Here is a 26088-nt window from a genome sequence, read left to right as displayed (position 1 = left end):
TATGGTTTTTCAAGAAATACTGAATCGGTCACGATATTCCCCTGCTGTCCAGCCCACCTGCTGCTTGAATACCAGCATGAAGTGCTTGGGACTCTGATGCCCGGATAACCTTGCAACATCATAGATTTTGAGTCCTGTGTTAACCAGCAGCCACTTGGCCCGTTCCATACGAGCCTCAGCAATGTATTCGGAATAATTGGTTCCTGTTTCGTTCTTGAACAACTGGCTTAGATAGGTGGGGTTCAGATTAACCAGAGCTGCTATGGTCTGAAGTCGCAGATCCCCATCGGGGTGCTGCTTGATGTGCTCCTTCACATCTCGGATAATTTTCCGCGTATCTCCGCCGGAGTGCTCTACTTTCCCAGATGACTCAGTGACTGGAAGGGTTGAAATGCCGTACCTGCGATCCAGCAGCAATTGAATTTTTTGGATGCATAATGCCAGTTCATGACGTTCAATCGGCTTCAGCAGATAGTTCAACACCCCGTATTCCATTGCCCTGCGTGCATATTCAAACTCCCCGTAGCCGCTTATGATGATCATCAGCAATTCAGGGTACATATCTCTTGCTTTGGATACCAGTGTCAGCCCGTCCATTTCACGCATGCGAATATCCGTGATCAACACATCCGGTACTTCACATCTCAGAAAATCCAGTGCCTCGGCTCCGCTCGAAGCTTCACCTGTTACCTCGAACTGAGGAGCCGCCTGTACAATCAGCTCTCTCAGTCCCTGACGGATGACCGTCTCATCCTCCACAAGCAATACTTTATACATGCGCTTCATTCCCCTTTCGGTTGAAGTTCAATGGATATCGTGACCGCCAGACCCTGCCCGGGACTGCTATCGACGCTTAGGCTGCCGCCTTCTCCATACATGAGGTGGAGCCTTTGGGCGATATTGTTAAGCCCCAGCCTGTCCCCGGCATGGCAGCGTAAGGCCTCATTGGAAGGCTGCCGAGCAATGAATTCATTTAATTCATCAATCTCCGCCTGAGTCATGCCTTTGCCATTGTCACGCACAATCAGCAGCAGCTCATCATCAAATTTCAATGCAGATACCCAGATCACTCCGCCATCCGCCTGTCCTTCAATGCCATGGTAGACAGCGTTCTCCACCAACGGCTGCAATATCAGCTTTGGAATCAGACACACTGTAATGGCTTCATCGATGTCGTAGATTACCTCCAGCTTGCCGTCATAACGTACCTGTTGAATGCGTACATAGGATTGTACAAAAGCTAATTCTTCCTGAAGCGGAACCCTCCGGTCCACCTTATCAATCGTATAGCGCAGCAGTTTGCCAAGTGCCGTCACCATATCAGACACCTCAGCGTGCTTCTGGCGAACCGCCATCATGTTGATGGACTCCAATGTGTTGTATATAAAATGGGGATTGATCTGGCTCTGCAATGCTGACAACTCCGCCTCTCGCTCTTGAATGCCCAACAGAAATACCTCGTTGAACAGTCGGTTAATCTCTTCCATCATTCGGTTAAAACCCCGGCTAATCTGTCCGAACTCATCACTGCTAAAGTGCGCTACGCGCTGGCTAAAGTCTCCCTGCTCTACCCGAATCATATTGTGTTTCAATCGAATCAGCGGCCTCGTTATGCGATAGGATAAGAGAACCGCGAGAACTGCTACGGCCGCCATACATAACACAGCGAATCCAAACGTAAACGTGAGCATCTCGCCCGACTCCTTCTGAATAACGGCAATAGGTGTAAGGCTGATCACCGAAAGTCCTGAATAGCTGGAATGGTGCTGTACGTAGAGATAGGGCTTCCCATCAAGGACAACCTTCTGGTTGCCTGCGTAGCCTTGAAGCTGGCCATGTTTTAACAGTTTGTCGTATGCGGAAAGACCTCCGGCAGAGGTGCGCTCGAACAAGAGACGCTGCTTGCTGTCGACAATCATCAGGCTCGCATTTTGCTCAAAATTCAGATTGGACAAGAGTTGGCCGAAGGCTTCCAGCCGGATGTCGATCAGAATGTAGCCCAGTCGCTGGAGTGTCCCCGGATCACGAATCTCACGGGCAACCGATATATACGGCTCTTCATGACTGCCCGTGTAATAGCTGGGTTCGTGCGGAGGAAGCAGACGCCATTCCCCTTCCGAGCCGTTAAGCTCTGCAAACCAGTCATCCTGCCTGCTGTCCCATACCGGATTCACTGCCAGCGAATCCAGATTGGAGAACAAAATGCCACTGTTGCTGATCAGATGGATGCCACGAATTTCCGGTCGGTCATACGCTTGACCGGAAGTGTAGAGCTTCATTTTCAGATAATCATCGGACCGCGCCCATGTACCCGATCCCATCGGAGCATTGTATTTGCCCAGAATGCCGAGCACCATCTGATCGTAGAGCGGCAAGAGCGACAACCGCTCGAAGTCCTTGAGCAGCCGATTCAGATTGGTATTAATCTGGCGAACCATATCAATGGTGAACTGCTCCGTCTTGCGATCAATCGTCTGCGAGAAATGCAGGTAATTCACGACTCCCTGCAAGCTTAGCGGCAGCAAGGTTAGCCCCAGGAACAATAGGAGCAGCTTGGTGCGCAGGTTCATGTTTCTTCCAAAATAATCCTGTACCTTGTCCATCATTTCCATTCATCCCTCCCCCTCCGATCATTGTATGATCCCCCTTCACAGATCAAGCTGGATATAACTGGGGTCATCATATCCAGTTTTAATGATCAATGGCTATCCTGCCAATCATGGGATTGGTACGGAATTTCAAGATGGAGACAAGGGTTTCGGAGAAATGCAAAAAAGCCGACTGTTTCGCTACAGTCGACATGCCACTTCTAAGGGATCCAGAACAAAAAAAACCGACTGCATTATGCAATCGGCTGTCTGTTCCTGAAACGGTTTTTATATTTAAAATGATTATATTCATTAATAAGCTCGTCCAGTACCATGGACTGTCGAAGGACTTGTTTGTCTTGCATGCCATGATTCTCCGCCAAACGACTCAATTCATGCCTGTTCCGTTCGATTTGGTCTCTAATCTGCTTCGGTTCTCTCACAGCATGCACCCCCTCTTTTTAAAATATTTTAGGATACATTGCCAAAAAATTCATATTTTATTCCTTTGCAAAATAAAATGATTATTTGCAACGGAATACTTTCATAAATCAGCTTGTTGCATTAATCCGTGAAATCCATCACAACTACAATATGTAGATATACATTATTTAGTTCTTCTACATATTGCATTTATGAGGAAATGGAGTCCTTAGTGCAAAAATTGCAACAAGAATAAATTATAAATTATGTGTCTCAATTGTATGCTGTAATTGCTCTCTCTGGAGCGCCTCAGAATCCCCGCAACACGTACCATGATGATAGCAAAGATCATGAATATAAATGCTGGACCGATATTCTGTAGGTTCAATTGATGCTCAACCGATGCTATTACTTATGCGATTCGATACCATTCGTTTTAAGTCGAATATATTTATTAATCAGTTCGTCCAGCATCATAGACTGCTGGAGAACCTTATCGTCATTTATACCATACTTCTCCACCAATCGACGCATATCCTGCCTGTTCTGCTCGATTTGGTCTCTGATCTGTTCCAGTTCTATCACCGCATGCACCCCTTTTTCAAATTATTCTAGGGTACATATCTAAAAAATTCATAATAGAATGCTTTGCAAATTTTTAATTTCTCAGTCTTTCTATTAATCTGTTGTACTGCTCTTCCTGCTCGTTCGTTGCATGTCTCCTAAATTTTCCATACAAATCAATAGATTTAATAGACATTAGGTCATCGTTACTTGATGATGATAGCTCCAGGCTCGTGAGCAAAGTTTCAATCCCCGTTGCGTATCTTTGTTGGTGGAGCCTGTACTTTGCTAATTCATAATAAAAACGTATATATCTATGATTCAACATTTGCATATTATACGTTCCTTTTAAATGCAAATCCGTGTTGAATTGTTTGATATAAGGATCGAACCTATGCAATGCAGAATCAATATCCAGTGAGTGCTGGTTAGCTGCTTGCACAATATTTACGAATGCTGTTAAAATCTCATGAGGATTAGCGTCAAGGTAATTCAGATAAGGTTCAATAACCTCATAATTCCCATTCATCAAACGGTATAAATACCGATTTCCCACTGCCCATCCTTTGAAACGTTCTATTAATTCTCGCTCTTCTTCTGTTGGATTAGAGATTTCAATAACATTCACGTAAACATCTGTATATTCCAAAGCTTTTTCATATTCCTTACGCACTTCACAGACACTTGCCTTCAATAGATTCGCATATGCTTTATATGTAAATATGGGGTAAAAGGCAATTCTTTTTTTATTTTTTCGTCTTCGAGATTGAAGTTCAAGTTGAAAATCAACTTTTCGTTCCAGTTCTTCGGCCAATTCATATACCTTATCCCAATGATGTATTGTATTATAAACATTCGCCAAATCTTTAACAGCATCCAGTTGTATTTCTTCATCCAATTTCTCAATATAGGGTTCAAATTGGACCGCTGCTGCCAGATTATCGAATTTGCTCATTGTTTTATGAAGCAAAAAAATACGGTACTGGCATAACGCCAACCGTTCCGAGTGCTGATATTTCTCACCTGCGGCTACACATTCATATAAAATAAGCGCCGCTTCATTCATTTCTTTGGAATATAGATTCTCTGCCATTTCAAACAGTTCTGAAATATAGGATCGATCATCTGTAACCTGATAAACTACCTTTTTAATACAGTCTAGCTTGTTAAGTTCAGCGCAGCGATACAGAAAAGGTTCCAAACGTCTCCAATGCGGTGCCGCTTCCACAAAACACTCCACACTGTACATTTCATAGAAATATCCCTTTTCAAGCCCCATTCCAGATGTGATCTGATCCAATTGATTCATGGCTAGAGGCCTGCTGCCCTTAAGGATGGCACTTAGTGTGCCAACGTTGACACCCGTGACATCTGAGAATTGCTGTAGTTTATATCCTCGTTCTCTTATGTGATTCTCTATATATGTGCGTATCGTAGGTGCAAGTTTCAATTTTCCCACCCCCATCAACCATACTAAACTTAAGGATTCATCCGTTCTTAATATTTGTAATTTTAATCCTGAATTTTACAATGGTCAATGTGCGCAAAATAAAAAGCAGTATAGTCCTTAGATAGGATCAATACCGCTTGCCTAGTTTGAGGATTGGAGTATAGTGCAATTACAATCCTGCACCACCATGAGTGCTTGGACTATACATCATAGTATTACTGGGAATAGGTTGAGGATACAAACTAAATAATATAACAGCACTAAACAAAACTACGATCAAAGCTGCTTTTTTTCTCATAATTACTGTAGACCTCCTCAATTAAAGTTTTATATTTAATTTCTAAATCTATTGAAGCTCTGACTCTATGTCTTTCAAATAGAGCTACACACTGTATAATGATGGATTCACTCTTCATACTTTTGGCTAGAGCCAGACAGTTTAACAAGTACTGAAATCCTGTTGTGTATCTTTCTCTCTGAAATTGGTATATTGCTACCTCTTTAAGGAATTGCACGTATCTTCCACTCGTAATCTGTTCCGTATAACTCCCGATATCCCCATAAGTTTTGGCGTACATTGAAATGTATGACTCCAACCGATTGAGAACTGCATCAACATCTATATTATGATGGTTTGCCGCTTCCATTATTTTGACTAATGCAGGCAAAATCTCTGCCTCATTCTTTTCAATAAAGGCAATATAAGGCCGTATGACCTCAGAATCACCCATCATAAGTCTGTATAAGTAATGGTTTACCTCCGCCCATCCACTAAACTTATTAATGAATATGAGATCTTCTTCATTTGGTTGTTCAATTCTAATTAATTTAGAGTACGCCTCAGTATATCGGAGGGCTTCAGAGTATTCTTCCCTTCCATCACATGCGGCTGCCCGTAGCAAATTTGAATATGCGGAATATACAAAAATAGGATAAGCTGCGATTCTTAGAGTTTCCGTCTTTCTCTTTTTATAAGAGTTCAAGAAACTTGTTTTCTGCTCCAACTCTCCTCCAAGATCGGACACCTTGTCCCAATATCTCAAAGCCAAATATGTATTCGCCAGATCCTTGATCGCATCGAGCTGTCGCTCTTCATCCAGCCGATTAATATATGGCTCAAAGTGAACTGCCGCCCTGAGATTTTCATGCTGATCCTGACCCAGAGATAGTGTGAAAATGCGATATTGGCACAACGCGAGACGTTCCGAGTGTTGGTACTTCTCACACTCGGCAACGCATTCATATAACATGCGGGCTGCTTTCTTTTGTCCTCGTTCAAGCATGCCCTCTGCCATCTCGAACAATTCCGAAATGTACGAACGATCATCCGTCACTTGCTGGATCACCTTCTGAATGCATTCGAGCTTGTCCAGCTCGGCACAACGCTGCAGAAACGGCTCCAGCCTTCTCCAATGCGGGGCAGACTCCACGAAACATTCAGCGCCGTAAATTTCGTAGAAATGCCCCTCTTCCAGCTTCATACCTTGAGTAATCAGATCCAGTTGAGCCATGGCGATTGGCCGCGTCCCTTTGATGATCGCACTTAACGTTCCAGCGTTCACACCCGATATATCGGCAAAGTATTGCAGGGTATAGCCCTGTTTCCTGATGTAGTCCTCAATAAAGGAGCGTATCGTAGTTGTAGGTTCCATGTCTCCCACCTCCACAATGAAAATCCATAAATTTGAATTTCTATGATATGTACAATTTTAATCCTAAATTTTACAGCGGTCAATAAAAATCGTGGCAATTTCCTGCCCCTATGTCCAGGGATGAGCGTGTTTAACCCGCCTTATAGAAAAAATCCATTAGAAGAATGCATGGCAACATGTTAAAGTTAGCTTTAGCTTGAATATCCTACTATTTCCATAGGATTAGACAACCCAGTGCTTTTCCAATCCAATCCGAGGGGATGGTTAGATGAAATTTGCCCTATTCAGTCTCATGATGAATCTTCCAAATGCCGTTACCGGTGAATCACTAACAACACAACAGAAGTTCCACAATATTCTGGAACAAGCCAAACTGGCCGAACGGCTGGGATTCGATGCATATGGGATCGGTGAGCGGCATGGCGCTCCATTTCTGTCCTCTTCGCCTCCCGTTGTGCTCACCGCCGTCGCTGCTGCGACTTCACGGATCCGGCTGCTAACAACGGTCACTGTTCTCAGTATACTTGATCCGGTACGGGTTGCCGAGGATTATGCCACACTGGATCAATTATCCGGTGGACGGCTGGAGATGATCATCGGGAAAGGCAATGACCCTCGGCACTATCCCCTGTTTGGCATTAGCGAAGAGGAACAATGGGATTCACTCGGTGAACGCTACGAACTGCTGAAACGGCTGTGGACTGAAGAGAATGTAACCTGGCAGGGAACGTATCGCCCTCCCCTTCATGAGGTTACCACTCAGCCGAGACCACTCCAGCAATCCATTCCGATCTGGCATGGCAGCGCATCGAGCACCCGCTCTACCGAGCTTGCAGCCAAGTATGGCGAACCGATATTTAGCTCAAATTCCTTCCACCCGCAGGCAAAGTACAAAGCGTTAATTGACCATTACCGGGAGCGTCTCGATTATTATGGTCATGATGCGAACCGAGCGGTGGTTGGCTCCGGGGCAGGCAGCCTGTACCTCGCGAATACACGCGAAGAGGCAATTCGTCGTTATACGCCTTATTATGAAGCATTCCATGCTACGGCCGCTGCACAGCACAACCAATCGCCTTTTAAGGACCTGGAGGATAACATTGCGCACGGACCTGTACTGATTGGTAGTCCAGAGCAGGTCATTGAGAAGATCCTCAATTACCATGCCGCCTATGGACATCAGGTATTGAGCATTAGCGTGGATGGTCTCAGTCATGCGGAGCAGCTGGAGCAGGTAGAACGCTTTGCCCAGGATGTAGCGCCCGTGTTACGACGTGAAATCCCCAGTTTCATATGGAACGAATCTCCGATCTTGAACCAGTCACTTCCCTCTTCCACTTCGCCTTCTCCCGATTCATGGCCCCCAGCCATCTCACCGATCTTCCAGGTATAGTGCTCAGTTCCTCACGCACTCCCCCTTAATCCACATACCTTTTGCACCCAGGGTGATTCTAAGAATCGCCCTATCCCTCCCCCGGAATGTCTTTCTCTATGATCAAGATTTAATGCCTTCAAACAATGAAATCAACGAACGCTGCACGAATTCAGTATCTAACGGTTCGCCAGTCACCAACATGCGATAGAACATCGCTCCATAGACGAGGTCTATACACAGGCCGATGTCACAATCTTTTTTCAACTCCCCCCGTTCTACACCTTTTTCAAAAATTCCCCACGCTTCGCGCCGACGAGGCTGAATGTATCTGGTTCGGTATTCTTCTGCAAGCCCTGGATCAGATTGTCCCTCTCCGACAATCTGTGTGATCACTTTTCCTTCCCGGCTAATCAAAAAATCAACCAGATTGCTCGCATGAATGCGCACATCCTCAAATACCGATCCTGTATCCGGTACAGGCAATCTTGCCGTTGCCGCAGACATATACCCATCCATAATGACAGCACCTTTATTAGGCCACCATTTATATATCGTTGCTTTGCTCACCTTAGCACGTTCAGCAATTTTTTCGATCGTAATCGCTCCAAAGCCGTGTTCCAGTAATAATTCATAGGAAGCTGCAAGAATCGCATTCTGGGTTTCCACATTGCGGGGACGCCCTCTTTTGGCTGTCATCATAAGCCCTCCTTGGTGTAACAAATGCATCTGTAATTCATAAAAACTGTACGTTCATTATACTAAAAGACCGATACATTAAACAATTTCAATCTTACCTCACTTTGATATTCAAAAAAAATGCCTATGCCTATTTACAATACTAAACGTTTAGTTTATTATATGTTTGTAATTAGTAAACGAACCGTTTAGTAATTAGTGGATCCACAAAAGTGTCACGAAGGTTTGGACGACAACTGGTCATGGTGATGAGTGGCATTACGGCACTAAGGATCAATAACATAAAATATTGGAGGATGATAATCATGCATTTGCAAAACGATGTGAAGACAAAATCGGTTCCAAGCTGGTTGATTTTAGTTTTGGCCGCGGCATGTGGGCTGATTGCTGCTAACCTGTACTATGCCCAGACGGTTATAGGACCAATCAGTGTTACAACTGGCTTGTCCTCTGCTGCTGCCGGGCTGATTGTGACGTTAACACAGATCGGTTATGTTATTGGCCTGCTGTTCATCGTACCGCTCAGTGACATTCTGGAGAATAAACGGCTGGTCACTTTTTTCCTCATCATTCTGGTCGTTGCATTGATTGCCGCCGCCTTCTCTTCTCATGCCGTATTATTTCTGGGTGCGTCCCTCGTCATCGGGATCGGTTCCGTCGTTGCGCAAATTCTGGTCCCCTATGCCACCTACCTCACTTCTGAGGAGCAGCGCGGACGGGTGGTCGGCAATGTGATGAGTGGTCTGCTGCTGGGCATCATGCTGGCTCGGCCTGTCGCAAGTTTTATAACAGACGCATTCAGTTGGCAGGCTGTTTTCATTTTCTCTGCGGTTGTGATTGCGTTGCTCGCACTGCTTCTGTCCCGCGCACTTCCTGAGCGTCAGCCACAACCTGCGATGAAGTATGGACAATTAATCCTGTCATTAGGTTCCCTGTTGAAAACATTTCCCATGCTCCGCCGCCGAGCCCTCTATCAGGCCAGTCTGTTTGGTGCCTTTAGCCTCTTCTGGACCACCGTTCCCATGCAGCTCGCCAATGAGTATGGCATGTCCCAGCAGGGAATTGCCTGGTTTGCACTGGCTGGTGTCGGAGGCGCCATTGCAGCACCGATTGCCGGAAGATGGGCTGATAAAGGCCTAACCCGCATATTGACCGGACTCGCTATGGTGATTGCCGCTGCATCCTTTGGGCTCGCATATCTGTTCCAGGGTCACTCTACCGCCACACTTATTCTGCTTGTGATCGTCGCCATCACGCTGGATATGGCGGTATCGGGCAATCTGGTACTGGGACAGCGCATCATTTATTCCTTAAGTGAAGCAAGAGGACGGGTAAACGGGATTTTCATGTCGATCTTCTTTATCGGGGGCGCGATTGGATCATCTCTCGGCAGCTGGTCTTATGCGCATGGGGGTTGGAGTCTCACTACACTGATTGGTCTGGTGATGCCTCTGCTGGCACTCGTATACTACTTAACAGAAAAGAAAGCTGCCGTCGTCAGCAACCCATAACCATCCTTTGATATGTAAAGAAGGGCAGAATGATCTCTAGGATCAGCATCTGCCCTTTTTGTTATGTTCACACCTACTTCATGACACTGAACTTCTTAGTTTTTGCCCGAACCGCTTCATCTTCTCCCCACACAATAACCCCTGCCACTTTGGTGGCTTCCAATTCCATCGAAGCAATCTCACTTGCATATGGTTCAAAAGCATTGTGTTCACACTAAAACAGACAGATGTGCTTTCGCATCATACTCAACCAGCCGCTGACCCGTATGCCATTTTTGCACCAGATCGGGATTGGCGATAAACGGTCTGCCGAACGCAGCCAAATCAATGATCCGATCCGTCACAGCCAGCTTCGCGGTCTGAACATCCAGATTACCCACACCAATGATGATTCCATCCCATTGGCTCCGAATACTCTGGTGAAAAGTTTGTTCTCCTTCCCACGTTCTGGTGTATCTCTCCGTGGAAGGGTGTAGAATGCTTATGCCTGTCTCACGGAACAGGTTCAGGTATGCGTCAATCATGCCAGCCTTGTCTGCCCAGACATAGGACGGGTCATCATCCTTTTTCTCGGAAAAGCGTACTGATATGCGATCCACACTGATTTCTTTTTTCACTGCAACGATGATCTCCCGAAGAAAACGCAATCTCCCTTGGATATCGCCTCCGTATTCATCCGTTCTGTGATTCGTCTTCTCATTAATAAATTGATCCATTAGATAACCATGCGCGGCATGAAGCTCAATCCCATCGAATCCGGCCAATACTGCATTACGGGCAGCCGTTTGAAATTGTTCAATGGTAGCCTGGATATCCCGCACACTCATCGCTTGAGGTATCTGATAGGGCTTATGCAATTTGTGGACTCTCCCCTCTGCTTGAAGGCTGGAAGGTGCCTGCGGAGCGGTACCGATCAGATCGGAGTGAGACAATCTGCCGACATGCCACAGTTGTGCAATAATAGTGCCTGCGTGTTTATGGACGGCATTCGTTACCTTTTTCCACGATTCAGTCTGTTCTGATGTATATAATCCGGGGATACCATAGGTTCCTTTGCCCGCCAGCGAAGGGATGATACCTTCTGTAATGATTAGTCCCACGCCATCTCGGGCACGACGCTCATAATAAGCCACCATCTCCTCGGTCACTGTTCCATCCTGATCATTGGCAAACCCTCTGGTAAGAGGTGCCATCACCACCCTGTTTCTCAAATGCCATTCGTTGATCGTCACTGGACTCAATAATGTAGACATGTTATTCATCACAACTCCTTCTCCTTGTCGGCATTTTGCATCATTCCATAGCTCTGTAAAATGCGCTGTTGATAACGATATTGTAAGCTGGCATCTATATATCGTAAAATGATTGAAATATATAGATGTATCTCCCATAGAGATACCTCAAACTCCAATACTTCATTATCTCATTGCAACTTTTGTATAGAGCTAATCATACAATCAGGAGGTCAGAGCCATGGAACTCTCGGATATCGATATTATTCTCGAGGTAGCACGGTCAGGCAAAATCTCGCAGGCCGCCAAAGAACTGAATTACGCACAATCCAATGTCACCACACGCATCAAAAAGCTGGAACAGGAATATCAGGTGCAGCTGTTCAACCGTTTTCCCAAAGGGGTGGTGCTGACTTCCAAGGGAGAACGATTTGTCCAGTATGCGACACGTATTCGTGACCTGTTAAACGATTTGCACCAGGATATGACGGATCCGGGGAAGCCTTCCGGCGCACTGAAAATCGGAATTGTGGAGACGGCGGCTTCCAGCCGTTTCATGGAGATTCTCAATGAATACCAGGTGACCTATCCCGAGGTCTCCATCTCACTTGTTAATGCCACTTCACCCAAAGTACTGCGCAAGAAAATACAGGAATATGAGATTGATGGTGCCTTTATTAGTGGCGCTTGTGTGAAAGAGGGACTGAAAGTGGAATATGAAATGCAGGACACAGTGCATATCATCTCCAAACATATGGACACACCACCTGAAAGCCTGTGTCAGGTATCGTGGGTTGTGTTCCCGCAGGGCTGTCCATACCGTGAAATTACGGAGGAATTTTTGCAAGAAGAGGGATTGTCCGCTCGCAACATGATTGAAGTCAGCACAATGGAAAACCTGCTTAGCTGTGTTGAATCGGGGATTGCTTTTACCATTATGCCGTGCAGCGTGATTCACAAGAAACCAGATGCGTTTTCCGTGCATGATCTGGCTGAACGATTCACACATACCACAACGACCTTTGTCCGGGGTGAAGACCGATACGTCAGCAGCGCGTTAGACCGATTTGTGAAGCTGCTGAATCAGAAGTGCATTACATTTTGAATTACTCGTCTTGAATTACTCGTCAACCAAAGAAAAGAAGGCAGGTATCCACTATGGATGCCCGCCTTCGAACTGTGTGATATTTTCTTAATAAATCCTCACCGTTTACCTGCGCAATCTCCGGGAACTCAGCGCGTGATGACCATTCTGAAGAAATGTACTGCGCGTATTCTTCATCCGTTCAATTCGGCGTTCAGCCAGCCGATCTGCGGCAATATAGGTTGCGATGCCTTCAGTCCGAGACGTATTGAAGATGTTCTCCAGATTATTATAGATCTCCCCGACCTTACTCCAAGCACGATCCGCATTGTAGCCGTTCAGCTCATCCGCGATATTGATTACGCCACCTGCATTAATAACATAGTCGGGTGCGTATACGATTCCCATCTCATGCAGCTTGTCACCATGGCGAGGCTCCAGCAGCTGGTTGTTGGCACAACCTGCCACGACCTTGGATTTGAGCTGTTTCAGCGTATCGTCATTAATCGTACCACCCAGGGCACACGGGGCATAAATATCACAATCTACTCCAGTAATGTCGGCAGGGTCTACAGCCTTTGCACCGAATTGATCTACAGCCTGCTTCACAGAATCCTTGTGAATATCGGTAACGATTAGATGCGCACCTTCCTCGTACAGATATTTGCATAGACGCATCGCCACGTTACCCACACCCTGAACAGCCACGGTTTTGCCTTCCAGCAAGTCCGTACCGAATGCTTCCTTTGCAGCGGCCTTCATTCCTCGAAATACACCCCACGCTGTTGCAGGAGATGGATTACCGGATGATCCGTAGCTTGGTGATATGCCTGTGACATAGTCGGTCTCCTGATAGATCAGGTTCATGTCTTCTTCCGTTGTTCCCACATCCTCTGCGGTCACATAACGCCCGTTCAGTCCCTGGATATATCGCCCGAAAGCCCGGAACATCGCTTCACTTTTGTCACGTCGCGGATCACCGATAATAACCGCTTTGCCTCCGCCCAGGTTCAGTCCGGATACAGCATGTTTATATGTCATTCCCCGGGCAAGGCGCAATGCATCTTTAATGGCTGCTTCCTCCGAAGCATAGGTCCACATCCGTGTGCCTCCCAACGCAGGGCCGAGTGTTGTATCGTGAATAGCAATAATAGCTTTTAGTCCAGAAGCCTTATCCTGGCACAGTACCAGTTGCTCATAATCGTGATGCTCCATTGCTTCAAACCAACTCATGGGTTAACCGTCTCCTCCAACCATTTTTACAATCGATTCGCATAATTCTGCTGATCTTCCATCCTCTATTGTACCCATGAATATCAAGTTTGTGCTAAATCACCTCTATGATGTGACAAAAAGACCTTTCTCTCCTCACAGAGAAAAAGGTTCAATTACTCCATCATGGAATCCGTGTATACGCGACGGTCGGCATGTATTCTATGGCAAGGTTTCAACCACGTTAATCGGATGCAGCTCCCCACCCACGGCGAATGAAGCCTGACCGGTCTCTTCCGAGACGACCAGCACAACGGCATCTGTCAGTTCACTCAATCCCAGCGCAGCCCTGTGCCGTGTGCCGATCTTCCGCTCTTGTGCAACCGCCTGCGACAAGGGCAGTACATTGCCCGCGGATACAATCTGATTGCCACGGATCAGCACAGCCCCGTCATGCAATGGTGCCCCTGGAATAAACAGTGATTCCAGCAGCGCATGCGTGACCTTGGCATCAACCGCAACCCCGGAATGAATCATCTGGTCAAGCGGCACTTCTCGTTCGATCACGATGAGGGCACCATATCTGCGATCAGACAAATGCTGAACACTGGCAGTTAGCTCGGCAAATTTCTCGGTAAAGGGAGACAGGTAACAATCCAGATAAAAGGAGGAAGCAAGGACCTCGATCTGCTTGATCTCAGCCCGAATCTCCGCGAATTGGCCCAGCAGACATACACTGTCATTGTCAAAGCGGGACAGCGTCAGATTCATTCGGTCCGCCACACGATGGAGATCCCCTTTAAGTTTCTGTCTCATGGATGAACTGTCGCAATCTGCTTGCCGATTCATCATGACTTCCTCCTTTCCTGTGCATCTCGCTCATCATAATAAGTACCCCTACGTTTCCCTCCGTACCGGACATTTATGCAAAATAAAGCCTGTCCGCATTTGGCGGACAGGCTACTTCATCATGTATATGACCTCATGTTTATCGTCTTGTCATTGTGCTTTGCCATACGAACCTGGCTTGAACGTTGTAGGATCATACCATTTGTATCCTGCTGCCGGCACAGCCCATGGCTCGGTTTTTGGCTCAGTGGAAGAAGCAGGAGCTTCCGTAGCAAGCAGACTGGTCGGCGTATCCAATGTCAGTCCAGACACCTGCGCCAGACTGGTGTAGCTCTCCTTCACAGCCAGCCACTTCACGGTATTCACAAGAAATACACCATCGTTCACTTCTTTAAATCCATCATACGTTGTTTTGGAAGCGCCTGTCTCTTCGCGGAGATATTTCGGAGTGGCATCCTCTACAGGTGAGGAATCACCAATAAATGCCGCTTTACCTGCTCCTACCTTGGCGATCGCTGCGTAGGCACCTTCAGCCCGTCCGCCGCCATTGTATACGCCCTGATCGACCGCGTTGCCCCATTTGGATACCCCGCTAGGCACGTACACCAGACCTTTGGCTTTGTTCGGATCAATAATGGCAAGCGTGGAGCCTGCGTGCATGGCTACAGCGCTCACACCCGTTGTAATGCCAAACGACTGCGAAGGTGCAACGATATCCGTTGCATTCACGTCACCGAGTGCATTATAGCGGAATCGAATGCCGAAATTGGATGCCAGCCAGTCGGAACTGGTTACGCTTTGCATGGCTGGAGATTCGGCTTCTGCCGACGACATGCCTTTGGCTGGATTCAGGAATGCACCACGACGATAGCCGTTGAACACCTCGGAGGAATCCCAGCGGTTTTTGTTCCGGTCTGCGTTATAGTGGTCGGAGATGAAGAAGACACTGCCGCCATTCTGTACATATTGCAGCAGCGCAGCCTGCTCTGTCGCTTTGAAAGGTACGTTGGCTTCGCCAATAACGAAGACATCATAATCTTTCAATTTATTAAAGGTGATCGCTTGCTCACCGAAGGTATACGGGATGCTGCGTTCCAGCTGATCCACGGTAAAGCCTGCGTTTCGCAGACCATTGGCAAAGTCCGAAAATGCCCCATCAATGATCCAGTCCGCAGCCCCTGCTGTCTGAGCGTGCGTGTTGTCGAACAATACTTTCTTCCCTGTACCATCCGGCAGCGTCGTGCCTGGATCAGGATCAGGATTGGTTGTTCCAGAGGAGAGTGCAATTGAGGTAGGATTCTTAACCCCGGCATAACTGTTGTATGCACCAAGCGTTCCGGTTACGATAATCTTCTGCCCCACGAGATTCGGATTGGAAGCCAGTCCGTATTGTGAACGGTACGACGCAGGGATCTGAATATCCAGCAGTTTCGCGTTGGTCTTCTCTGTCGCAGAATCTGCAATCAGGACGTTGAAGTCATTGGCATAAGGAGATGTAAACTTGGCTGTAAGCGAACCGGTAGCATGTCCAACAATATATCCTTCTACCGTTGCCGTTCCGCCACCACTCTGGGCAGCAATGGCCTGCGATACCGTAAGTGGTGCAGCCGCCTGTACCGGACTTAGTGAACCAGGCCCCAGCAATGCCGTTGCCATCAGGATAAAGACCAGGAATGCCCCGATCCAATGCTGCCATATCGCTTTCTTCATACGTGCCTTCTCCTCCTCATAATTACCTGATAATGGGTTATCTCCTTTAATTTAATCGTTCATATGATGAATTCCTCTTTCTTTTTGTAAAATGTTTGAAAAAACTTTTGGAACTTCCATGACTTGCCCATACTGGTTAACAAAAGTATCCCAAAGGAGACCTGTATTGATGAAGCTTTTATTTCTTCTGCTCCTGCTGATTGTTCCACTTATTATGGCTTTTGTTGCGCTTCGTTCCCGGATGGTGACCCGCATTTTCCATGTACTTGCCCTGCTCTGCTTTTATAGTGCGGCCACTGTCATTGCAGGCGACGTGTATGCTACAAACGCCCATATGACGACGTTCACCACAGAAATTCACCATTTCCTGCTGAATGGGTGGTTCCTTTATCCTTCCGCATATCTGGGGGTGTACATTCCCTATGTATTGTGGATGAGCCTTTTTCCGAAAAAAAGTTAAGTTCATTCGAACCTTGGCATTGCATTTTGCCGTCGTTCGTTGCATAATGAACATATAACTATGATAATGATTATCATTATTGAGCTTGTCTATCATCTTCTGTTTACTGTACATGACTTAACGATTTTATAGATAAAGGGGAACGAACATCAAATGAATACAACTCTGCAAAAGGCTGATCTGCAGCTCGACGATTACTTGGATCTTCTGAACCTGGCTACCAATCTGGGTGATACGAAATGGCAAAAGGAAATTATCCGCAAGCTGGCTTATACTTATCCCGCAGTTAAATGTAAACAACCACAATAACACTCTTACATTTACATAGCTCATGACCCATCCTTTACAAGGATCGGTTATTGGGCTATTTTTGTTTTACTAGGAGGGAATAGCGATGCAAATGGAGACAGAACGACTCATCATCCGGGATATTCGGGAGACAGACCAGGAACGTATACATACCTACACATCCATGACAGAGGTTACGCAGCATACCGCATGGGGACCGAATACGGAAGAAGATACGCGGGCTTATGTGGAATATGTACTGAATTTACAGCAAACCCAACCACGAGAGGGCTTTGAACTGGCGATATGCTTGGAAAAGGAGGGCCTCCTGATCGGCGGTGTTGGCCTCCATATGGAGAATACGAACGCAGAGATCGGTTATGTTCTTCATCCAATTTACCAGGGAAAAGGATATGCTGCCGAAGCAGCCCGGGCAATGCTTGGTTTTGGATTTAAAACACTCGGCGTGCATCGTATTTATGCGAAATGCCGCCCGAACAACAAGGCTTCCGAGAAGGTGATGCAGAAGATTGGCATGCAGCGTGAAGGTCTGATGCGAGAACATTGGTTTTACAAAGGGAAATATCATGATTCGTGTCTATATTCCATTCTTGCAAAGGAATATGCAGGTGAGTGAATGCCCTCTAGGCATGATTGCTTCTAATATTTTTTTACCCTTAGGGTCTATCATATAAATGTTAACCACGCCAAAAAAGCTGACCCCGAGTAAATCGGACGTCAGCTTTTGATTTCTCCGTAACGACCCCAATCGCCATCGAAGGTGTTTCCTTCCCTATTCAACTTGCTTTCATTACAATCGGCACAGCTCTACCGGGCAGCTTGGAAATGTAGGACATCCGCACATACAGCGCAAGGCTGCCAGGTCCCTAATCATCAATTTCCCGTCCATGGTGTCCAGCGTCCCCTGTTCTTTCCAGGCTCCCAACATGCGCGTCACACTCTCACGCGTTGCACCAATCATCTCTGATAACTCAGTATGATTCAGCTTCATGTCCAGCACGATGCCATCCGGTGTCACTCTGCCGTACGAGTTGCTGGCGCGAATCAGCGTCGATGCGAGCGCCCCTGCCTTGCCGTAGAGCAGCAGGTCACGGAACCTTGACTGGGTTATACGCTGGGCAAGCGCCATCCATTGCAGGAATTTCAAGGCAAGATCACCATGTTTGCTCAGCACGCTTTCCAAATCACTGAGCGAGATGATCCCGAGCTCCCCTTTGCCTGACATCTCGGCACTATAGCTATGGGTCAATCCGCCGATGCCGCCAAACTCTCCGATCAGATCCCCGGTTTGCTGAATCGACAAAATGATTTCTTTGCCGTCCTCGGTTGACTTGGTCAGCTTCACTCTTCCCGAGCGAATGTAGTACAGATATCCGGCTTCATCACCTTCCAGAAAGAGACTGTACCCCGACTTTACCCGTTTCGGTTGCATCTTGGCCTCGATCAACCCCCACTGTTCAGCTGTAACAAACGAAAGGATTCCACCTGTTTCTCGTGTCATCTTGCTCGCCTCCGTCTGTTCTTGTTGTGCCGCCTGGGTTGTTCTTTCTGTGAATACCGTACTCATTACCATCGTCCCCCTCGGTGTTCCTTATGTATCTATCATACCGCGAATATAGCTTGGGGGTTATCGGGGGATTACCTGAACCTGAGCGGGAAACTCCCTGAATTTGCTGTGAGATAAGTCACACTTATGAGGTCCCTCTACGACTCCTTAATCGAAAAAAACCTTGGCATTGCTGGCCTGAGGGCCTGCTTATACACAGGATCAGCAAATTGCAGAACGGAAATAGGGGTTTTCCCTGAATTACAATGCGAGGGAAAGAGGCTACAATAGAAACAACACGTAATACCCTTATATTAAGATGTTCCCTGACCACAGGATAATGATATGGATTAGAACGTAACGTACCGTATGATCCCAAAAAGGAAGTGTCCTCTCATGCATGATGAACTGCCATCTGGCATTCAGAAGGTGATCGACAGCCTGCGCCTGAACACCTCAAGCGACTTTTGCGGACTGGCTTGTCTGTCCGGGACGATGCTGCGTTGGAAGTATACCTCCGGTGCCAGCAATGAACGGGTGAAACGCATGGAAATGCGTCCAGGACAAGATTTGGTAGGCACAGCGCTCCGAACCGGGCGAACCGTTTTGACTGATGTACAATCCACTGGAGAACACATACCTGGCAGATGCCCGCTAATGCTGGCAGAGCGGCTGGTTTGTGCCATAGCGGTCCCTGTGTTTCAGGATGGAAGCGTGCCTGGCGCCGTTCTGCTCGTTGGCAGCAGACTGCCTTGCACCTTCTCTCCGGAGAAAATCCGGCAGGCCGAGCAGGTTGCTATACAGTTGGAATCGAAAGTATATGGATAAAGATATCTTCTGTAAAACGCTAAGAAGTCTTGTTATTTCCTTATGGAAGTAGCAGGACTTTTTACAAAGAATCCAAGCCATTCAGAGATTAACCTCTGAATGGCTTTCTTTTTTGGTATGATAAAGAAAGAATGGTTGAAGCGGACAGGAGGAAGATGATGTGATTCAATTATTAGTTGTCGACGACCATGTTGTCGTACGCTCCGGGCTGATCGCCCTGCTCGACGGAAAGAATGATATTCATATTGTTGGAGACGCGGCAGATGGAGATGAAGCTATTGCCAAGGCACAAGAATTGAAGCCCGATGTGGTCCTGATGGATTTCAGCATGCCGCCAGGCAAGGACGGATTGACAGCTACCGCTGAATTGAAGAAATTGATGCCGGATGTCTCCATTTTGATACTGACCATGCATGACGATGAAGAATATCTGTTCCGCGCTATCCATGCGGGAGCTTCCGGATATATTCTCAAGAGCGCGCCGCATGAAGAACTGCTCGCCGCTATTCGCTCCGTAGCAGAGGGAAGCGCCTATCTGTACCCAAGTGCGACCAAGCGGCTGATGAGTGAATATTTAGACAAAGCCAAGCAGGAGAACGCCGGACCCTATGACACGTTATCCGAGCGGGAGAAAGAGATATTGTCCTGGATCGCCAAAGGTTATGCCAACAAGGAAATTGCTGAACATCTGGTCATCAGTGTGAAAACGGTCGAATCTCACAAGAGCAATCTGATGGAGAAGCTCGGCCTGCGTACCCGACCGGAATTGGTGAAGTTTGCAATGAAAAAGGGGTTGTTAAACTTTGAGTAGCACACGTGAAAACAGACTTAGCGGATTTGCTGATCAGCCTGTGCGTCAGTTACTGAAGGATATTGACGGTCACATTACGGATACAGAATTCCGCAGCAGGCTGAAAGGTTCTCTGCATCAGCTTAGTGACCTGAAGTTTGCCCTGGATGAGTCGTCCATTGTTGCCCTCACGGATCGTAAAGGAAAGATCCAGTACGTGAACGATAAATTTTGCGAAATCTCACAATATAATCGGGAAGAATTAATTGGTCAGGATCACCGGATCATTAATTCCGGTTATCACGGCAAACATTTTATGAAAACGCTGTGGGAAACCATCTCTTCCGGACGAGTCTGGAATGGAGAGATCCGTAATCGCGCCAAGGATGGCAGCCATTATTGGGTGAATACCACCATAGTACCCTTCCTCGATAATGATGGAGAGCCTTATCAATATTTGGCAGTACGGAGTGAGGTCACCAAGCTGAAACAGGTTGAAGGCGAGTTGCAGACGATGATGACCCAAGTGATGAATATTCAGGAAGAGGAACGGCGTCGCATTTCCCGCGAGCTGCATGACGGCATTGGGCAGAGCCTCTTCTCCCTCGTTATTCAGATGGATCGGCTGCTGGCGGACCAGCCTCTACCTGGTGTAGAGGCACTGCGGAAACAGGTGACGGGCATTATGGAGGATGTACGCGGCATGGCTTGGGAGCTCAGGCCGTCTGTACTGGATGATCTGGGCGTTGTTCCCGCCATTCGTACCTACATTGAGAACTACACCCGCCATTATGGAATTGAAGTGGAATTGGAATGCAACCTGCGAAAACGACTGGATATGAATCGGGAGATCGCCATGTACCGTATTATTCAGGAGGCGTTAACCAATGTGGCCAAGTATGCCGATGTGTCAGAAGCCCTTGTGACGGTGGAAGATTCGGAAGAGACCACCGTTGTGAAAATCGAGGACCACGGCGCAGGGTTCAACAGTGCGACGGCTGGTAACGGTGTCGGTCTATTCAGTATGGAGGAGCGAGCCCGCGGAGCCGGAGGTACTCTAACCATCTCTTCGGAGCCAGGGGAAGGAACTGTCGTTACCCTTTGCCTACCCAAAGCTGTTCATTAACTTGATCATGTACGGGAAACTGAATCCCCCGCTCGTCGTGTTGCCATGATAGACTTCAGCATCCCTGCAAAAAGACTGCTTACGGAGGTACTCGTAAGTAGTCTTTTTTTCAATTCATGTCTGCAGCCCACTTTTCGTTCCTCGTATCCGTTTGGCTTAAATGACAAAATGAAAGCTTGGAATCAGATAAATTCAACATTCACGATAAATCTATTGACTCCCATTACGATTCGTCATTAGAATATGAATGCCACATACCTATTGCATGTATCTCTAATCGTAATACCTCATTCTATATAGTGAAAGAAAAGGATGGTTAACCATGTCAGAGAAACGCTCCTCCAAGGGTGGAGAAATTCCGCAAATGTACAATCTGGACGAGATGGATCGCAAAATCATTGCCGCGCTTCATCAGAATAGCCGGATATCCTATACCGATCTGGGTACACAGATTGGTTTGTCACGTGTGGCCGTTCAGGCCCGCATTAATGCTTTATCCGAAAAGGGAATCATTGAACGCTTCACGGTGGTCATCAATCCGGGCAAGGTCGGACTTCAGGTCTCTGCCTTTTTTAATGTCGATGTAGAACCGCTATTTCTGGATGAAGTGGCCGCTAAACTGGACGAAGAGCCAGCAGTGACCAGCCTCTATCATATGACAGGCCCCAGCACCCTGCACATGCATGGTATTTTTGCAGATATGGAAGAGATGGAGCAGTTCCTGCTGGAGAAGCTCTACAAGATGCCAGGCATTGTCAAGGTAGAGTCACAGCTGTTGTTAAAACGATATAAAAGCCGAATGGGCATGAGACTCTAGGAGGAAACAGCATGAGTTGGAAAGACTACAACGGTCTCGTCATTGGAATGGTACGAACCGGAGTTTTGGGATATGGGGGCGGCCCTTCGGTTATTCCACTGATCCGTTACGAAGCCGTTACCCGTTATAAGTGGGTCAGCGATGAGGAGTTTGGTGAGATTTTGGCCATTGCCAATGCCCTGCCTGGTCCCATCGCGACCAAGATGGCTGCGTATCTCGGGTATAAAACCAAGGGCGTGCTGGGCGCTATTTTGTCTGTACTGGCCCACATTTTGCCAACGAGCATTGCCATCATTGCGCTCCTTGGTTCCATGTACGCACTGCGCGAATCTAAAGTTGTAGCAGGCATGGTCGCAGCCGTACGCCCGGTCATTTTCGTCATGCTCGGCATGATGGCTTACGAATTCGCCAAGAAAGCATGGAAGGGACTCGGCTCGGCCTTCGCCGCCCTGTTCGGTGTCCTTGCGTTTGTGCTATTGCAGCTGCTGGACATTCACCCCGGTATTGTGATTGCCGTCTTCCTCGGATATGGCGTCTTTCATCTGGATATGGTCCAGCGTTTTAAATCCAGGGGCAATTCCGACAAGGGGGTGTCCTAAGCGATGCTTCAAACCTGGTGGGATTTGTTTTGGGGATTTTTTGTAGCCAACATCCTGGGATATGGGGGCGGCCCTGCCTCCATCCCGTTAATGCAGGAAGAAGTGGTCAACCACTACAAGTGGATGACCACCGAACAATTTGGTGATGTACTCGCCATCGGCAATGCACTTCCCGGTCCGATCGCGACCAAAATTGCGGCATTTGTTGGCTATCAGGTAGCTGGCTGGTTTGGCGCATTCATTGCCAGTTTTGCCACGATTGTGCCCTCAGCCGCTGCACTGATCCTCCTGCTCCGTTTGCTGAACAAGCACCGTACTTCATCAAAGGTGAAGGGCATGACCTTGCTCGTACAGCCAGTAATCGCTGTACTCATGATTCTGCTTACCTGGGAGTTCGGTCAGGTATCCACTGATTCCATCGGTATTTGGCAGACACTGATCATCGCCGGCATCTCGCTCTGGGTCATGACCAAAACCAAACTGCATCCAGCCATTCTCATTGTCATTGCTTTTGCATACGGTGCGCTGGTTCTGTCTCACACGATGTAATTCATCCGTCATCACATTCGAGGAACGGCTTTTCCCTATTCAAGGGATGAATGCTATTCCAATAAAAAAACGGTGATGCCAGCATTTAAGCTGTCATCACCGTACATAAAATTGCTAGTTTTACCTGCTTACTTGAAGATATTACTTCGCTTCAACAACTACAGTTACTTTGGTTTTCACACCTGCATAAGTCACGGTAATCGTCGCTTTTCCTTTACCGTTGGCCTGGATAATACCATCCTTCACCGATGCTGTCGCAATACGGGAAGATTTCCATAGCGCCGGTTTGGATACGTTCTCTTCACTGCCATCCACATATGTTGCCGTGGCAACGACCGTTACTTTGTCCCCAGGCTTCATGGTGAGGGTTACTTTATCGGTTTGCAAATATTTCAGCATATCTACATCTACAGTAATGGTTACAGACTTGCTGCCATACTTGGCTGTTATTTTCGCTTTGCCTGAACCTGTAGCTTTCACTTTGCCTTTGGTTACCTGAGCTACTTTGTAACTGTTGGTTTTCCATTCCGCTTTATCCGTGACATCACGCTCACTGCCATCGCTCAGATACGCAGTAACCGTAAGATCAGCGGTATCCCCTGATTTCAGGGAAAGCACCGGCTCGGATGCTTCAATACGTGAAATGACATCCACTTCAACCTGAATGATCACTTTCTTGGAACCATATTCAGCCGTAATGTTGGCTTTACCGCTGCCTACCGCAGTAATAATCCCTTTTTTCACATCTGCTACACGTGAATTGCTTGATTTCCATGTTGCTTCGGAGGATACATCCTGGGACAAACCATCTTCATCCGTTGCTGTAAGTACAATTTGCTGTGTTTCCTTGGAGGACAACACCACAAAGTTTACGTCCGCCTCAAGCCCACTAGCCATGCCTACTTCAACAGGCAGAGTTAATGTTTTGCCTTCGATTTTCGCTGTAATGGTAACTTTACCTGTTGCAATACCCGTTACAACACCCTTGCTGTCCACTTCAGCGATTTTCTCACTGCTGCTGCTCCACGCTGCATCTTCGGATACATCTTTGGACGTATCACCGTAGACAGCCAGCACTTTTACAGACAAAGTACCCTTAACAGCTACCGAAGCTTTTTTCTTGTCCATTTCATACTTGTCCGGTACGTCCACATTCACTGTAAATTTGACGGTTTTGCCGCCGTATGCCGCCGTGATCGTAGCTGTTCCCGATTTATATGCAATCAGTTCACCGCCAGATACATATACAACATCCGCATTGCTGGACGTCCATGTTGCTTTGGAGGTTACGTCTTCTTTGCTTCCGTCAATATATTCAGCATTAGTTACCAGTTTCTTGGTTTTGTTATCACCCGTAACACTCATGGCCAGTTTATCATCGATACCCGCAATATCCAGGTATCTTGCCGTATCCACATCGACAACGATTTCCACTGTTTTACCGCTATACGCTGCCTTGATTGTTGTAGAACCCGCGCCAATCGCTGTAACTTGTCCCTTGAATACTGTCGCTACCTTCTCATTGCTGGATGTCCATGTCGCTTGATCCGTTACATTCACATCAGCGCTGTTCGGGTAAGAGGCAGTTAACACGACATTTGCTGTTTTGCTGGACTCGCTTAGACGGAAGAAAATGCTCTGTTTCTCCACACTCAGTTTGCTTGTCAGATCGACATCCACATCTACGGATACGGACTTCGTTCCATATTTGGCTGTGATCTTGGCAGAACCTGCCGAGTATCCTGTGATCTCACCTTTTAACACATCTGCTACTTTTTCGTTACTTGACGTCCACTCCGCCAGGTCCGTTACATCTTTGGTTGTGCCATCTGGATAGGTGGCTGTCAATTTCACACTTTCGCTTTTGTTCAATAACAGATTGACTGTTTTCTTGTCTACATCCACACGTTTAACAACCTCAACGTTCACATCCACAGTCACACTTTGGCTGCCTACTTTACCTGTAATAACGGCCGTACCGGCACTCTGTCCCGTCACTTTACCATTCACAACCGTTGCCACTTTCTCGTCATCGGATGACCACTCGGCAACTTTGGAGGCTTCGGCATTCGTCGTGTTATCACTGTAGGTTGCCGTCAAAATAATGTCTTTGCTATCCCCTGTACGCAAGTCCAGCGACTGCACGTTTTTGGACAGGGCTTTGACCTTTTTGGTTACATTCACCTGAACCGTCTGACTCTGAGTCAGATACGAAATTGTAATGGTTGCCGTCCCTTCCTTTTTGGCAGTAATGGCACCATTATATACAGTCGCTATCGAAGTATCACTGCTACTCCAGGATGAACTGATTGTCACGTTTGCCGATGTATTATCGGTATATACTCCTGTCACCGTGACCGAACTGGAATCACCCACTTCGAGCGACAACTCATTTTTGGAAACTACAATTTTGGACAGTTCTTTATCTGCCGCAGCGGCCAAGCCTACGTTGGAAATACTCAGCACCAATACCAGCATCATCACCATGTACTTGGTCAATCTTGGCTTTAACATCATTTCCCTCCGATTCTTTTCATTTATTTCTTAGGTTTAATGTCGGCAAGTTCTTTCCAGATGTTTAGACTTTCAGGTCATTTTCAGGAAAAATAGTGGAAATCTGTTCCGCTATCTGGCTGATTTTAATCGATTCATACCCGCATGTATTCCGCATAATCTATGTATAGCCACTATATTGAATTGTATTTCATATGATCGGGG

At 47.0% G+C, this 26088-nt stretch carries 25 protein-coding genes; 12 read left to right on the top strand and 13 right to left on the bottom strand.

The window, feature by feature from the left end; genetic code table 11:
- Window positions 1-9: 9 nt before the first annotated feature.
- From JNUCC31_RS16650 to JNUCC31_RS16625, 6 genes are all read right to left on the bottom strand, one after another.
- The gene (locus JNUCC31_RS16650; protein ID WP_192262572.1) at window positions 10-777 is read right to left on the bottom strand and encodes a response regulator transcription factor; all 768 of its coding nucleotides are present in this window, start codon (window positions 775-777) and stop codon (window positions 10-12) included.
- A gap of 5 nt (window positions 778-782) precedes the next feature.
- Window positions 783-2612: a cache domain-containing sensor histidine kinase gene (locus tag JNUCC31_RS16645; RefSeq protein WP_192262570.1), complete on the bottom strand. Its 1830-nt coding sequence runs from the start codon at window positions 2610-2612 to the stop codon at window positions 783-785.
- A 230-nt stretch (window positions 2613-2842) separates the two neighbouring features.
- Window positions 2843-3031, bottom strand: coding sequence for an aspartyl-phosphate phosphatase Spo0E family protein (locus JNUCC31_RS16640; protein WP_192262568.1), 189 nt, complete (start codon window positions 3029-3031; stop codon window positions 2843-2845).
- Between the two features lie 388 nt (window positions 3032-3419).
- Window positions 3420-3596 carry an aspartyl-phosphate phosphatase Spo0E family protein gene (locus JNUCC31_RS16635; RefSeq protein WP_192262565.1) on the bottom strand — a complete coding sequence of 59 codons (177 nt, stop codon included), beginning with the start codon at window positions 3594-3596 and terminating at the stop codon, window positions 3420-3422.
- Window positions 3597-3669: 73 nt separating this feature from the next.
- A complete protein-coding gene (locus JNUCC31_RS16630) occupies window positions 3670-4884 on the bottom strand; it encodes a transcriptional regulator (RefSeq protein ID WP_192262563.1) in 1215 nt (404 codons plus the stop codon).
- 401 nt (window positions 4885-5285) lie between these two features.
- Entirely contained in the window at window positions 5286-6677 is a 1392-nt protein-coding gene (locus tag JNUCC31_RS16625; RefSeq protein ID WP_192262561.1) for a transcriptional regulator, read from the bottom strand.
- A 268-nt stretch (window positions 6678-6945) separates the two neighbouring features.
- On the opposite strand from JNUCC31_RS16625, the gene JNUCC31_RS16620 reads away from it, so the two are divergent.
- Complete coding sequence (locus JNUCC31_RS16620) at window positions 6946-8070, top strand: LLM class flavin-dependent oxidoreductase (RefSeq protein WP_192262559.1); 1125 nt, start codon at window positions 6946-6948, stop codon at window positions 8068-8070.
- A gap of 102 nt (window positions 8071-8172) precedes the next feature.
- On the opposite strand, the gene JNUCC31_RS16615 is transcribed toward JNUCC31_RS16620, so the two are convergent.
- The gene (locus JNUCC31_RS16615) at window positions 8173-8748 is read right to left on the bottom strand and encodes a TetR/AcrR family transcriptional regulator (protein WP_192273071.1); all 576 of its coding nucleotides are present in this window, start codon (window positions 8746-8748) and stop codon (window positions 8173-8175) included.
- Window positions 8749-9053: 305 nt separating this feature from the next.
- Between JNUCC31_RS16615 and JNUCC31_RS16610 the strand changes: the two genes are divergently transcribed.
- Window positions 9054-10259, top strand: a complete 1206-nt coding sequence (locus JNUCC31_RS16610; RefSeq protein ID WP_192262557.1) for an MFS transporter — start codon at window positions 9054-9056, stop codon at window positions 10257-10259.
- A 209-nt stretch (window positions 10260-10468) separates the two neighbouring features.
- On the opposite strand, the gene JNUCC31_RS16605 is transcribed toward JNUCC31_RS16610, so the two are convergent.
- Window positions 10469-11512, bottom strand: coding sequence for an oxidoreductase (locus JNUCC31_RS16605; protein ID WP_228469041.1), 1044 nt, complete (start codon window positions 11510-11512; stop codon window positions 10469-10471).
- 220 nt (window positions 11513-11732) lie between these two features.
- Between JNUCC31_RS16605 and JNUCC31_RS16600 the strand changes: the two genes are divergently transcribed.
- Window positions 11733-12596 carry a LysR family transcriptional regulator gene (locus JNUCC31_RS16600; RefSeq protein ID WP_192262555.1) on the top strand — a complete coding sequence of 288 codons (864 nt, stop codon included), beginning with the start codon at window positions 11733-11735 and terminating at the stop codon, window positions 12594-12596.
- Between the two features lie 105 nt (window positions 12597-12701).
- Here JNUCC31_RS16600 and JNUCC31_RS16595 read toward each other — a convergent pair whose 3' ends face one another.
- The 3 genes from JNUCC31_RS16595 to JNUCC31_RS16585 form a co-directional block, all read right to left on the bottom strand.
- Window positions 12702-13808: a Leu/Phe/Val dehydrogenase gene (locus JNUCC31_RS16595; protein WP_192262554.1), complete on the bottom strand. Its 1107-nt coding sequence runs from the start codon at window positions 13806-13808 to the stop codon at window positions 12702-12704.
- A gap of 201 nt (window positions 13809-14009) precedes the next feature.
- A complete protein-coding gene (cdaS, locus tag JNUCC31_RS16590; RefSeq protein ID WP_192262553.1) occupies window positions 14010-14639 on the bottom strand; it encodes a sporulation-specific diadenylate cyclase CdaS in 630 nt (209 codons plus the stop codon).
- 147 nt (window positions 14640-14786) lie between these two features.
- Window positions 14787-16292 carry a DUF6359 domain-containing protein gene (locus JNUCC31_RS16585; protein ID WP_228469737.1) on the bottom strand — a complete coding sequence of 502 codons (1506 nt, stop codon included), beginning with the start codon at window positions 16290-16292 and terminating at the stop codon, window positions 14787-14789.
- A 223-nt stretch (window positions 16293-16515) separates the two neighbouring features.
- On the opposite strand from JNUCC31_RS16585, the gene JNUCC31_RS16580 reads away from it, so the two are divergent.
- The 3 genes from JNUCC31_RS16580 (at window position 16516) to JNUCC31_RS16570 (ending at window position 17731) form a co-directional block, all read left to right on the top strand.
- Complete coding sequence (locus JNUCC31_RS16580) at window positions 16516-16806, top strand: hypothetical protein (RefSeq protein WP_192262551.1); 291 nt, start codon at window positions 16516-16518, stop codon at window positions 16804-16806.
- A 153-nt stretch (window positions 16807-16959) separates the two neighbouring features.
- Window positions 16960-17115, top strand: a complete 156-nt coding sequence (locus JNUCC31_RS16575) for a hypothetical protein (RefSeq protein WP_192262550.1) — start codon at window positions 16960-16962, stop codon at window positions 17113-17115.
- Between the two features lie 85 nt (window positions 17116-17200).
- Window positions 17201-17731 (top strand): GNAT family N-acetyltransferase, encoded by a 531-nt coding sequence (locus JNUCC31_RS16570; RefSeq protein WP_192262549.1) that lies wholly within the window; start codon window positions 17201-17203, stop codon window positions 17729-17731.
- Between the two features lie 174 nt (window positions 17732-17905).
- Here JNUCC31_RS16570 and JNUCC31_RS16565 read toward each other — a convergent pair whose 3' ends face one another.
- Window positions 17906-18682, bottom strand: coding sequence for a Crp/Fnr family transcriptional regulator (locus JNUCC31_RS16565; RefSeq protein WP_228469040.1), 777 nt, complete (start codon window positions 18680-18682; stop codon window positions 17906-17908).
- Between the two features lie 375 nt (window positions 18683-19057).
- On the opposite strand from JNUCC31_RS16565, the gene JNUCC31_RS16560 reads away from it, so the two are divergent.
- From JNUCC31_RS16560 to chrA, 6 genes are all read left to right on the top strand, one after another.
- Entirely contained in the window at window positions 19058-19489 is a 432-nt protein-coding gene (locus JNUCC31_RS16560) for a GAF domain-containing protein (RefSeq protein WP_192262547.1), read from the top strand.
- Between the two features lie 160 nt (window positions 19490-19649).
- Window positions 19650-20300, top strand: a complete 651-nt coding sequence (locus JNUCC31_RS16555; protein ID WP_053780067.1) for a response regulator — start codon at window positions 19650-19652, stop codon at window positions 20298-20300.
- Complete coding sequence (locus JNUCC31_RS16550; RefSeq protein WP_192262545.1) at window positions 20293-21405, top strand: PAS domain-containing sensor histidine kinase; 1113 nt, start codon at window positions 20293-20295, stop codon at window positions 21403-21405. Before JNUCC31_RS16555 ends, JNUCC31_RS16550 begins: the two co-directional genes overlap by 8 nt.
- A gap of 322 nt (window positions 21406-21727) precedes the next feature.
- Complete coding sequence (gene chrS / locus JNUCC31_RS16545) at window positions 21728-22222, top strand: chromate efflux transcriptional regulator ChrS (protein WP_192262543.1); 495 nt, start codon at window positions 21728-21730, stop codon at window positions 22220-22222.
- Window positions 22223-22233: 11 nt separating this feature from the next.
- The gene (gene chrB, locus JNUCC31_RS16540; protein WP_192262541.1) at window positions 22234-22821 is read left to right on the top strand and encodes a chromate efflux transporter ChrB; all 588 of its coding nucleotides are present in this window, start codon (window positions 22234-22236) and stop codon (window positions 22819-22821) included.
- Window positions 22822-22824: 3 nt separating this feature from the next.
- Window positions 22825-23370: a chromate efflux transporter ChrA gene (gene chrA / locus JNUCC31_RS16535; RefSeq protein ID WP_192262539.1), complete on the top strand. Its 546-nt coding sequence runs from the start codon at window positions 22825-22827 to the stop codon at window positions 23368-23370.
- Window positions 23371-23511: 141 nt separating this feature from the next.
- On the opposite strand, the gene JNUCC31_RS16530 is transcribed toward chrA, so the two are convergent.
- Window positions 23512-25869, bottom strand: a complete 2358-nt coding sequence (locus JNUCC31_RS16530; RefSeq protein WP_228469039.1) for an Ig-like domain-containing protein — start codon at window positions 25867-25869, stop codon at window positions 23512-23514.
- Window positions 25870-26088 lie beyond the last annotated feature (219 nt).

The organism is Paenibacillus sp. JNUCC-31 (assembly GCF_014844075.1).
GTDB lineage: Bacteria > Bacillota > Bacilli > Paenibacillales > Paenibacillaceae > Paenibacillus.
This window is presented reverse-complemented; position numbering and strand designations above follow the sequence as displayed.